At 68.2% G+C, this 11,040-nt stretch carries 9 protein-coding genes and 1 pseudogene; 5 read left to right on the top strand and 5 right to left on the bottom strand.

Features of this window, described 5'->3' with window-relative positions; genetic code table 11:
• The first annotated feature begins 192 nt into the window (after positions 1 to 192).
• The 4 genes from ACZ4XD_RS36495 to ACZ4XD_RS36480 all read left to right on the top strand — a co-directional run bounded on the left by ACZ4XD_RS36495 (position 193) and on the right by ACZ4XD_RS36480 (position 7,488).
• Positions 193 to 4,062, top strand: a complete 3,870-nt coding sequence (locus ACZ4XD_RS36495; protein ID WP_468049751.1) for an amino acid adenylation domain-containing protein — start codon at positions 193 to 195, stop codon at positions 4,060 to 4,062.
• Positions 4,063 to 4,107: 45 nt separating this feature from the next.
• A complete protein-coding gene (locus ACZ4XD_RS36490; protein WP_468049749.1) occupies positions 4,108 to 4,206 on the top strand; it encodes a tautomerase family protein in 99 nt (32 codons plus the stop codon).
• A 41-nt stretch (positions 4,207 to 4,247) separates the two neighbouring features.
• Positions 4,248 to 4,583 (top strand): hypothetical protein, encoded by a 336-nt coding sequence (locus ACZ4XD_RS36485; protein WP_468049747.1) that lies wholly within the window; start codon positions 4,248 to 4,250, stop codon positions 4,581 to 4,583.
• A gap of 2,062 nt (positions 4,584 to 6,645) precedes the next feature.
• Positions 6,646 to 7,488: a MerR family transcriptional regulator gene (locus ACZ4XD_RS36480; protein ID WP_468049745.1), complete on the top strand. Its 843-nt coding sequence runs from the start codon at positions 6,646 to 6,648 to the stop codon at positions 7,486 to 7,488.
• 209 nt (positions 7,489 to 7,697) lie between these two features.
• Here ACZ4XD_RS36480 and ACZ4XD_RS36475 read toward each other — a convergent pair whose 3' ends face one another.
• From ACZ4XD_RS36475 to ACZ4XD_RS36455, 5 genes are read right to left on the bottom strand one after another with little or no spacing between them, the layout of a single operon-like run.
• The gene (locus ACZ4XD_RS36475) at positions 7,698 to 8,468 is read right to left on the bottom strand and encodes a hypothetical protein (protein WP_468049743.1); all 771 of its coding nucleotides are present in this window, start codon (positions 8,466 to 8,468) and stop codon (positions 7,698 to 7,700) included.
• Positions 8,465 to 8,680: a hypothetical protein gene (locus ACZ4XD_RS36470; protein ID WP_468049741.1), complete on the bottom strand. Its 216-nt coding sequence runs from the start codon at positions 8,678 to 8,680 to the stop codon at positions 8,465 to 8,467. The genes ACZ4XD_RS36475 and ACZ4XD_RS36470 overlap by 4 nt, the downstream gene beginning before the upstream one ends.
• Positions 8,677 to 9,033: a hypothetical protein gene (locus ACZ4XD_RS36465; RefSeq protein ID WP_468049739.1), complete on the bottom strand. Its 357-nt coding sequence runs from the start codon at positions 9,031 to 9,033 to the stop codon at positions 8,677 to 8,679. Before ACZ4XD_RS36465 ends, ACZ4XD_RS36470 begins: the two co-directional genes overlap by 4 nt.
• Complete coding sequence (locus ACZ4XD_RS36460; protein WP_468049737.1) at positions 9,011 to 9,676, bottom strand: hypothetical protein; 666 nt, start codon at positions 9,674 to 9,676, stop codon at positions 9,011 to 9,013. Before ACZ4XD_RS36460 ends, ACZ4XD_RS36465 begins: the two co-directional genes overlap by 23 nt.
• Positions 9,673 to 9,903, bottom strand: a complete 231-nt coding sequence (locus ACZ4XD_RS36455; protein ID WP_468049735.1) for a hypothetical protein — start codon at positions 9,901 to 9,903, stop codon at positions 9,673 to 9,675. The genes ACZ4XD_RS36460 and ACZ4XD_RS36455 overlap by 4 nt, the downstream gene beginning before the upstream one ends.
• A gap of 335 nt (positions 9,904 to 10,238) precedes the next feature.
• Here ACZ4XD_RS36455 and ACZ4XD_RS36450 point away from each other — a divergent pair.
• A pseudogene (locus tag ACZ4XD_RS36450) lies at positions 10,239 to 11,040 on the top strand (XRE family transcriptional regulator); the annotation flags it as partial.

Genomic DNA, 11,040 nt, shown 5'->3' with positions numbered 1-11,040 from the left:
CGTTGGCCGCAGCGGTCCTCGGATACGTCTTCCTCGACCAGGCGTTGTCGCCACTCCAGCTGGCCGGCGCCGTGGTCGTGGTCACCGCTGTCGTCATGGCCCAGCCCCGCCAGCGACCGAGAGCCCAGGCATCGACTGAGGAGCCCGTAGTTCATGCCTCGTAACCATGTACCAGCGAGCGGGGAGGAAACCGTGAAGACCGCACCGTTCGGCGCGCACATACGCGACACGCAACTGGGCAACTGCCTGCCCGGCCTGCTGAAGGAGCAGGCGGAGGCCCAGCCCGAGGCCATGGCGGTCGCCTGTGGGGGCCGGAGCCTCACCTATCGGGAGCTGGTGCAGGCCGGTGACCGGCTGGGCGACTGCCTGCGGGCAATGGGCGTCGGCGCTGACACCAGTGTGGGACTGTACGTCGAACCGTCCCTGGATCTCATGGCCGGCGCGTGGGGCATCCTGTTCGCGGGGGCCGCCTATCTGCCGCTGTCCCCGGAGTACCCCGAGGACCGGCTGCGCTACATGATCGAGGACAGCCGCACCCGCGTCATCGTCACCCAGGACCATCTGGCCGCGCGCCTGGCCGAGCTTGCCCCGCGAGGGACGCGGGTCGTCACCCTGGCCGAGGCCGAGGCTCGCCATGAAGAGCACCGCACCGAGATGAGCCCCACGGCGCCCCGGCCGAACGACTTGGCGTATGTCATCTACACCTCGGGCAGCACGGGCAGACCGAAGGGCGTGATGATCGAGCACCGCAGCATCATGTCCCAGATGCGGTGGATGCACGCCTGCGGACACCTGGGCAAGGGCACCGCGGTGCTACAGAAGACGCCGATGAGCTTCGACGCCGCGCAGTGGGAGATCCTGGCTCCTGCGGCGGGCAGCCGGGTCGTGGTGGGTGCGCCCGGCGTCCATCGGGACCCTCAGGCCCTGATCCAGACCATCGTCGAGCACGAGGTGACCACGCTCCAGTGCGTGCCGACCCTGCTTCAGGCACTGCTGGACAACGAGGAGTTCTCGCTCTGCACCTCGCTCCGGCGGGTGTTCTCCGGCGGTGAGGCACTCTCCCGGCAGCTCGCACGGGCCTTCGCCGACGGGCTTCCGTGGGCCTCGCTGGTCAATCTCTACGGCCCGACCGAGTGCACCATCAATGCGACGGCGTATCTGGTCGACCCGGACGAGATCGGCGAAGGCGCCGGCACGATCCCGATCGGCGTGCCCGTCGACAACACCCAGTGCTTCATCCTCGACAAGAATCTCGCCCCGGTGGACATCGGTGAGACCGGCGAGCTGTACATCGGCGGCGTCCAGCTGGCGCGCGGCTACCTTGGCCGGACCGACCAGACGCGGGAGCGTTTTGTCCCCTCCCCCTTCGTCCCGACGGAGCGGCTGTACCGGACCGGGGACCTGGCCTACTGGAACCCGGACGGCACGATCCAGTTCTCCGGCCGGACCGACCACCAGATCAAGCTGCGTGGCTACCGCGTCGAGCTGGACGAAATCGCCCTGGCCATCGAGGAGCACACCTGGGTCAGGCGGGCGGCGGTCCTCGTCACCGACGACGCGCGGACCGGCTTCCAGAACCTGGTCGCGTGCGTAGAGCTGAACCCGAAGGAAGCCGCGCTGATGGACCAGGGGGACCACGGAGGTCACCACCAGTCCAAGGCGACCAAGCTCCAGGTGAAGACACAGCTGTCCAACCCGGGCGTCAGGGAGCCTGCCGAGCTCCACGGAAGACCGGTGGTGCAACTGCCCGCAAAGCAGGAGTCCCCGCGTCAGCGGCGGGAGACCTTCGCCCGCAAGACCTACCGGTTCTACGAGGGCGGGCAGGTCACCCGGGCCGACGTCCTGGAACTTCTCGCCCCGCGGACGGTCAGCGGCTTCTCCCGCGGTCTTGATGAGGTGACGTTCGCCGAACTCGGCGAGATCCTGCGGTGGTTCGGCCAGTACCGCAGTGCGGAGCGGCTGCTGCCGAAGTACGCCTACGCCTCCCCCGGCGCGCTGTATGCGACGCAGATCTATCTGGAGGCAGGCGGGGCCGGCGGCGTGGCCGGCCTGGAACCTGGCGTGTACTACTACCACCCCGTCGACCACACCCTGATCCGGATCGGTGCTGCGGCCGACCCCTCGCGTACGTCGCTCGCGGTTCACTTCGCCGGCAAGAAGCGGGCGATCGAGCCGGTGTACAAGACCAACATCCAGGAAGTGCTGGAGTTCGAAACCGGACACATGGTGGGCCTGTTCGAGGAGGTGCTGCCCGAATTCGGGCTGAACATCCGCCCTCTGGCCCACCGCTCGTCCGTCAAGAACGGCCTGGGAGTCGCCGACGAGGACTACTACCTGGGCACATTCGAGATTCACAGCAACGACGGAATGCCCCCGCAGGACCCGACCGAGATCTATCTGCAAGCCCATCCCGGAGGCGTGACGGGCCTGACGGCTGGTCAATATTGTCATGCGCGCGGCGATTTGGTGCGCATTTCTGACGAGCTGGTGCTTCCCAAGCATGTGATCGCCATCAACCAGAAGGTGTACGACCGGGCCGGCTTCGGCATCACCGCCGTCAGCCGGGCCGACCAGGAGTGGCTGGAGTACATCAGCCTGGGGACGAAGCTGCACCACCTACAGCGCAACGGCCTCGGACTGGGCTTCATGTCATCGGGCTACAGCTCCAAGACCGGCCGTCCGCTGCCGGCGGCGCGGCGGATGGACGACATCCTGGCCGCATGTGGAATCGGGTCGGGCGCCTCGTACTTCTTCCTCGGTGGCAAGGTCAGTGCGGAGCAGATCCGCAGCGAGGGCATGCACGAGGACGCGGTCCATATGAAGGGCCCGGCGGAGATGATCAAGGATGAGCTGGCTCATCTTCTGCCCGACTACATGATCCCGAACCGGGTCCTGGTGCTCGACGCGCTGCCGCTGACCGCGAACGGGAAGATCGACGGCAAGGCCCTGGCCGCCTCCGACGCGGTCCGCTCGGCCGATACGGCCGCTCCCTACGTCGCCCCCGCGACACCGGCCGAGCACTGGCTTGCCGAGGAGTGGGGCAAGGCGCTCAAGTACGAGAACGTGTCGGTGGAGGACGAGTTCTTCGCCTCCGGAGGGAACTCCCTGACCGCCGTCGCACTCATCAACACGATCAACAAGGAGTTCGGAACCCAGCTGCCGCTCCAGGTCATCTTCGAGTGCCCGAAGCTGGCCGATCTGGCGGCCCGGATCGCGGGCGACGACAGTGAGCCGTCCTCACGGCTGGTACTGCTGAACGACGAGGGTGCGGACAACCCGGTGTTCTGCTGGCCGGGACTTGGGGGCTATCCGATGAACCTCCGCCTCCTGGGGCGTGAGGCGGGCATCGGCCGGCCCTTCTACGGAATACAGGCCCACGGCATCAACGCCGGAGAGACGCCCCACCCGACGATCCGGGAGATGGCCGCCGCCGACGTGGCCGAGATCCGGCGCGTGCAACCCAAGGGCCCGTACACGCTGTGGGGGTACTCCTTCGGCGCCCGCATCGCCTTCGAGGCAGCCTGGCAACTGGAGCAGGCCGGCGAGCAGGTGGAGAACCTGCTGCTGCTCTGCCCCGGGAATCCGAAGGTCCGCGAGGCCGACGGCGACCGCCACGGGCGTGCGGCCTCGTACCACAACCCGGCGTATGTGACGATCCTGTTCTCCGTCTTCGCGGGATCCATCAGCGGGCCCGAGCTGGATCGGTGCCTAGAGGCAACGCGGGACGAGGACAGCTTCGTGGCCGTCGTCCACAGCGTGTTTCCCGCCCTCGACGAGCAGCTCATCCGGAGGATCACCCGCATCGTGGCGGAGACATACGAATTTGACTACGCCTTCCGGGAATTGGCCGAGCGGCGCCTCAACGCTCCGGTGGCCCTCTTTAAGGCAGTGGGTGACGACTACTCGTTCATCGAGGGCCGCTCCGGCTACTCCGCCACTCCCCCCGTGGTGGTCGACCTGGACGGCGACCACTACAGCGTGCTGAAGGAGCAGGGTGTCGCCGAACTGGTAGCGGCGATCCGATCCCATCTCGGCATCCACCGCACCCCCTCGCGCCGCTAAGCCCACCCACCCCATAGCCCTCCGACCAACCCCAAAGGCCCCCCTATGCCGCACGTCAACATCAAGCACTTCCCCGTGGACTTCACCGGCGAGCAGAAGAAACAGCTTGCCGAGTCGGTCACCACCGTCATTTTGAGCTTCTAGGTTCGGGGGCGCTGATGTCGATGTACCGGAGAGGAACGGCCATGAGGACGCTGGTGCTGGGAAGAACGCCCGCCAGGGTGGCGGAGGTGCTGGCCACGCTGCACGCGGACGGCTTTGACGCGGAGGGAGTGAGCACCGACGAGGAGGCCCGAAAGCTGTTGGGGACCGAGGAGTTCGGAGTGCTGATCGTTGGCGGAGGTGTGGAGCCGGATTCCCGCGCTGCGATCAAGGAGTTCGCGGCCAAGCACCGGGTACGGCGGGTGATCGACGGCGCGCTGACGGATCCCTTCGACGCGTACGTACGGCGGGAGTTCGAGCCGCTCATCCGGGAGGCCGCCTCCAAGGGTGACGGCCATGGTGCACCAGCGCAGCCCTGACCTGACGAAGCACTACTGGTGACCTGAGTTTGACTCAGGTCACCAGGGTCCGTCCGGTGGTCACGGGCTCCCAGCCCGCCGACTCCACTGAGGCGACGCCCCCTGCGTCCACGGACGAACGATGCAGCAGAGCCACACAGCAGCCGCCCTGGTGACAGTGGAGCGTTCCGCCCCTGGCAAAGCGGCTGGAGCGGCCACCTGCTGCGGTGTTGGTGGTGTGCCATGCGGCCGTTGCGCGCGCACTCGGCATTCCCGCCGCCGCACACCGTGCCGACCGCGATGACGCCCGGACAACACGGCGGATTCGCGGCCCGGCCTGCCTCGATCCACGGTCACCGGCGTCCGCAACCCCCCATCGCCGTCAGGAGAAGGGCTCCCTTGTAGGGAGCGAGTTCCGATACCCTGTATTGGTCGGTGATCTCCAACGCTCCGAGAGCCGCGTGCCATTCACCCGACCTGAGGGCAATCGTTTCCGGCTTGACCCGGCCCAACTTCCAGCCTCGTTGCTGCAGCCGTCGAGCGGCCAGCTGTACATCCCGCATCGTGAGGACCCGGCCGGACAGGCGCCGCGCCGACACCATGCAGGCGCCGGGAGCCAGCCGGGGGTTCAAGTCTGTGTAGGTCCCGAGATCCTGGCCGGCGACACGCAGATCGGCGGTGACCTCGGCTCGTGTCTTGTCAGGGCCTGGAGACGGTGACGCCGTGGCGCGCTGCGGCGAAGGCTTCGCGGGCGTGGTGATTGGTGTGCTCGGCGAGCACCCGGATAACGCCACGACAGCCACCGCACAAGCAACTGCCAAAAAACTCAGCCGTCTCATCAGCCCCCCCCCCCCGGGGAACGCGGTGTCTTGCACCGCACCAACAACCGGACTGAAGTGTGCCACCGTTTCTGGTCGCAGATGTGCCGTCTCAGGGGATCGCACAGGGCAACGACACCCTGCTTCGGCGTTCCGGCGACCGGACGTCGAAGACGGATACTCGCCCGACCCGGACACCCCGGTCTGAGGGTTCTCGCCGCTCTTGGGCGAAACTGGCGACCTCGCGTAATCGGAAGTCTCGCATTTCTCGGCCGTTGAGTGCTCCTGGTGACCGTGAGTGGTCGCCAGGAGCATAGTGACGCCCGGCTAACGGCGCTTGGGCCAACTGCGGTTGAGCACCGCCCAGTGCGTACAGATGCGCGCACGCCAGCTGCGCGCCCTCTACGAACAACGATCTCTTCGCCGGAGTGCACCGATCCGACCGTCCGGCCGAGGCCCGGAAAAGCACATCGGCCGCACGGCGCGATCGGGCGGACACATCCGGAGGCTCGTCCACGCGAGTTCTGCTCCGGCAGCCCGCGTCCAGCCACTCGCCGGCCGCGTCAACACGTGCTCGCGTACGCGGGGTTGCCCCGGGTGTCCGGATCGGGCTCCTCGTGGTCCTGCTCTCCGCTCGCACGGGGATGGCCCCGCACAAAACGGCCCCGCCCCACCGTGACGGCGCTGCTCCCCGTACGCACGGGGATGTCCTTCCTGACAGAGACCGGCGTTGTGCCGGCGCTCCTGCTCCCCGCGCCTGGTGATCTTGGAAGGTCCCGAGACCGTCGCGGAGGCAGCAGACGACCTCGTCGTTCAGTTTGCTTCTCTGGTTCAAGTCGTTCGGGAGTACGCGGAGGAAGCTGCGGCCGAGGGCCTTACAGATCGGGGCAACACCGTGCACGAGGCTGGCATGGAATTCATAGCGCAGCGCAAGGCCTTTCTTGGCATGGCCAGGAACGCGCTTGATGAGGTGGCCAAGCACGGCCAAAGCCTCCTGGTGCCCGCTGAATGCATCCCTGGATCCTGCCGAGTCTTTTGACAGCGGGCGGTGATGGAGCCCCTTGAAAATCCCCAACCTCTGCTCGGTGCGCCATCAGACCTGCTCGACGGATCTACCCACCCATTCCGGGCCTGTCCTGGTACGGGACACCCATAGCGAGGGACCGCCCGATAGCCCGTCAGGATCTGGGTGGCGTGTAGTTGCATATGCCGTAGCGGCATGTGGTGTCGTCGAGGGCACCACAGCACGAAAGGCCCTGTCTGCGATGTACCCCTCCGTCACGCCTCCCCGCGAGGTCAAGATCGGTGATGCCGCCGCCTTCGCCGGGACCACCCCGCGCGCCATTCGCCACTACCACCAGATCGGTCTGCTGCCGGAGCCCGAGCGAGGCGGAGACGGACGCCGCCGCTACGGCTACGACGACATGATCCGCCTGCTGTGGATCCGCAAGATGTCCGAGGCCGGCATCAGCCTGGACGACATGCGGGCCGCCTTCGACGAAGCCCGGGACATTGAGGACGTACTGGGCCGGCTGGAGGAGACCCTGGCCGCCCAGGAGGCCGCCATCAAGCGTCAGCGCGCGGCAGTCCAGCGCCTGCGGGTCGTGGGCAGCCCACTGGGCTTGCTCTCCCCCTTGGTCACGGGCCGGCTCAGCCACCTGCCTTCGGGCGCACTGCGCCCCTCCGACCTGGACACCCTGCTGGTCACGGAACGGATCTTCGGGCCGCTGGGAGCCGCAATTCAGGCCAGCGTGTTCATCACCCTGGCCACCCACCCCGACCTACGGGCCGAGGCAGACCGCCTCGACGCAGCCGACGCCGCCCTCGATGACACAGTCGACCCCCACGCCCCGCAGGTCGAGGAACTCGCCGCGCAGCACTGCGCCCACCACAAGGCCCTGCTCCAGGCCATTGAAGCGGACGGACTGGACGTGGCCGAGGAGAAGCTCTTCGAGATCTACGACGCCGAGGCGAGCGGCGAGGAGGACGCCCAGATGAGCGCCTTCGAAGCGGTCACCAAGATGCCCTACGGCTTCTCCGCGGCCCGGACGCGGTGCATGGAACTCACGGCACAGCTCCTTTACGGGGACCTCTCCGCAGGCAGCTGATCGCTGGTGTGGCCGTGCGTGAGGATCCCGGATAGGCCACCCACACGAAGCCGGCGTCTCAACGTCTCGACACGGCCCGCACACTCCACGAGCGGGAGACCCAAGCCGACGACCCGAGCCACGCTCCTTTGAAACTCCCCACTTCGTTGAACACCAGAGCCAGTGATGCGAAGAGCATCCCTGGCCGTTTTCAGGAATCACCATCACCATCAGGGAAGGCCCCGGGCAAGGCCATGACAAGACGCCCGGTGGCGCCTCGGCTGGTAGGTGGGCACGAGCCAGCCGCCGAGGGCGAGGAGGTACCACAGGAGGTTGGCGATCTCGCCGGCGAGGGTGTTGCGTCCGGCGTGCTCGAAGTCCAGCCAGCAGGCGCCCGCGGCGCTGGCAGCGATGTTGGGCTCGGTCGGGTCGCCCTGGGTGATGGCGCAGGCCCACTGTCCGTCAGGGTGAAGCGCGCTGCGCGCGGCGTTGGTCGCGGCCGGCACGTCCAGGAGGAACGCGGTGTCGTTGACGGCGGCGGTGTAGCCGGTGAGCGCACTGAGGGCAGTCCGCTGCCCGGTGTGCGAGTCGGTGACGGTGAGGCTGGGATCCTGATACCAGGTGTCGAGGCGGCCGCCGGGGCGGATGCGGTCGGCGTAGAGGGCGGGCACGCAGGCCGACAGGGCCATGGTGCGCCCGGTCTCCGTGGCCGCGGTGATCAGGTCGTCGCAGACGGCGTCGATCAGATCCCCGACGTCGCCGGTAGGGGCCTGCCCGCGGTCAGCAAGGGCGATGAGGTCGCCCAGCAGGAGTCGGCAGCGGCCGGGGGCGAAGACGTTCTCGAAAGTGATGACGTCGGTGTCGGCGTTCAGCCGGGTGCGTTGCAGGAGGGTGGGGACTTCGAATTGGCCGGCGATCTGGCGCCAGCCGCGTTCTTCGAAGTCCGCCCTCGCGGTGGGAAGGCTCTTGTGGAAGGGTCCGGTTGCGGTCGCGGTGTTCATGCGGTCGCCTCGGCGGCCGGCATGGTGGCCATCCAGCGCTCCAGGACAAGCTGAGCGAGGGCCTGGGCAGCAACGCGGTTGGTGCGTGCCTTGCGCACCAGACCAACGTGCTGGTCACCCTCCGCGGGTGTGAGGGCTTCCAGGGCGTCGGTGTCAGCGGCCTGCTCGGTGCCGTCGAAGCGGAGAAGGACCTTGGCCAGCAGCGCGGTCACGTTGAACAGGACTCGCAGGTCGGGTGCCCCCTTGAGGAGCTGGCGGCGGATCTCGACGGCCCGCCCGGGCAGGCGCCGCTGCCGGTGACGGCGAGCAGGTCGATCAACGGCTCGGGCCCCTTCGTGGTGCGTTCCAGCAGGGCGGTCAGGAACCGCTCCAGCGCGACGGGCAGCCCAAGGGCATTGACCGGGGTGGTGGACGGAGCGACAGGGGGCCAGACGGCATGCAGCGCGATCTCGTCGAGTTGGCGCTCCAGCGCCAGGCGGGTGCCGTTGTTGTCGACCACGGTGTCGGCGATCGTGACGATCTCCTGTGCGCCCCGAGATGCCTTAACGGTGTCCCTGAGGGTCACATCGGCGGGGCCGGCCCGTCCCGCGGCGGGCCCGCAGCGCGGCCGTGGTGTCGATGTAGGCGACCGACAGCTGGTCGCCGAGCATCCTGCGCAGCTCGGTGGTGACGTCGAACTCGTGGAGGGACTCCAGGGTGATGCGGTCGAGGAAGTGGTGCGCGACGGCGTAGCGGACCAAGCCGTCCAGGAGGAGTTCGGCACGGACGACGGGAGCGAGGGCGTACGGGTCATCGATCCCGGCGCGTTGGGCGGTGTCGTCGATCAGATAGCCGATCTTGAGACGGGCGTGTGAGTGGCGGGTGCGCAGGTTCTCCCCCGCGGTGCTCTTGCCGCTCTCGGACATCCCGCCCAGCGCCACGACGCGGACGTCGGACAGGCACTCCGCCAGTACGAGCGCGGCGTGCGGGTGCAGGAGGCGGCGCAAGTCGTGCTGGACCGCGACGACGGAACGGTTGTTGACGACGATGACGCCGTCGAAGCGGTTCTCGCCGATCAGGCGGTGGATCTGGTGGTGCAGGTGGCGCTGGTAGTCGGCATAGGTGGGGGTCACGCTTGTCTCGTGGGACAGTGCGCGGGCGGTGCCGATCGCCGGGTCTTCGTGGTGGAGCAGGACGATCCCGCGCTCGCCGGCCTCGGCTGCCTTCACGTCCCGGGCATACGGTTCCATAAGTCGCGTGCCTTGTCGGCAGCTTGCTCGGGGGTCATGTTCTCGCGCACCGCGGCGGTCGCGGCAACGGACGCCTCCAGCATCGGCATGCCCCGGTCCATCAGCCGCACCCCCGCCGTTCTGGCACCCAAGTGGTGGGAGCGCTGGAGGTAGGAGGCGGCCAGGACTTCAGCTACCTCCGACATCGGCCCGGTCTCGAACACCACCGGCTCATCTCGTTCCTCTTGATCGCCTCCCAACGGGCGTCGTGTGCGTCCAGCGGCCCGCTCAACGCGGCGGCCGGACCGATCCGGCGTGTGAGGATTCCGAGCTGCTTGGTTTTGCCGGTGTTGTCCGCGCCGCTCAGCGCGAGGGTGGTCATCGCGTCGTCGCCCACGCCGGACCTCCGATCGTGTTACGAGCCTGCCCGGAGCCGACTGGCCCGGAGAGGTGAGTACACCCAACACCCTTTCCTGGAACCAGCGTTCGAGCGTCATGCGGGGGTCATGCGGCCCTCCGCGTTCCGGCCCCCACCCAGGCCCTCAGATGCTGAGATGGAGACGTGGACGCGCTCCCCCAACACCCGCCGGCTGTCGCCCGGGACCTTTACGGCCTGTCCCAGAGCGGCCTCGCCGAGGAAATAAGGCAAGCGGCGCGCCGCCGCGACCGCAGGGCAGGCACGACCAAGCAGCAGGTGTCGGTGTGGGAGCGTCCCGGGGGCCGTGTGCCCGATGCCTGGTTTCAGCAGCTGATCGCCGACGTCTTCGGCGTCGGCCATGACCGTGTGACTGTACTGGGCTGGCCGTACTGGCTGCCCGGAAACGAGGCGCCCGCGGCCCTGGGTTCAGGGGCGACGGTCGCCGCACTCAGAGAGGCCCAACGCCGCGCCATGCTCAACCGCCGCACCCTTGTCGGACTCGCACCCGCTGCTCTCGCGGCACTCGCACAGCAGTGGGCCACCCTCGATCCTGCCCTTGCCGCGTCAGCCGCCGACGGCCGGCCGGTCGCCCCGGAGTTCGTGACCTGGCTGGAGTCCAGCGTTAGGCACCTCACGGGCATGGCCACCGTCGACCGCCAGCACAGCGCCCAGCTCCTGGAGAGCTCCTACCAGACCGTGGTTGGCCTGCTGGAAGAGTCCCGCCGCAACCAGGTGACCGAAGCCCGCCTGTTCACGCTGGCCTCCTCCCTTGCCCAGACGATCGGGTGGCACCGCTTCGACCACGACCACCACACCGCCGCCGGCCACTACTGGAGCGCCGCCCTCCACGCCGCCCACCAAGTCGGCGACAGCGACCGCGGAGCAGGCGTCCTCTCTGATTTGGCGTACCAGAACATCTGGCTCGGCCAGGCGGGCACCGCCGTCG

The sequence above is a fragment of the Streptomyces sp. NPDC029466 genome (genome assembly GCF_055574515.1).
Note: the sequence above shows the minus strand (reverse complement) of the source record. Positions and strands in the feature narration are given on the sequence as shown.

Bases quoted from the DNA above. Each gene is read 5' to 3' on its own strand.
- ACZ4XD_RS36480 (WP_468049745.1), top strand. From the start codon at position 6,646: ATGTACCCCTCCGTCACGCCTCCCCGCGAGGTCAAGATCGGTGATGCC.
- ACZ4XD_RS36485 (WP_468049747.1), top strand. From the start codon at position 4,248: ATGAGGACGCTGGTGCTGGGAAGAACGCCCGCCAGGGTGGCGGAGGTG.
- ACZ4XD_RS36490 (WP_468049749.1), top strand. From the start codon at position 4,108: ATGCCGCACGTCAACATCAAGCACTTCCCCGTGGACTTCACCGGCGAG.
- ACZ4XD_RS36475 (WP_468049743.1), bottom strand. From the start codon at position 8,468: ATGAACACCGCGACCGCAACCGGACCCTTCCACAAGAGCCTTCCCACC.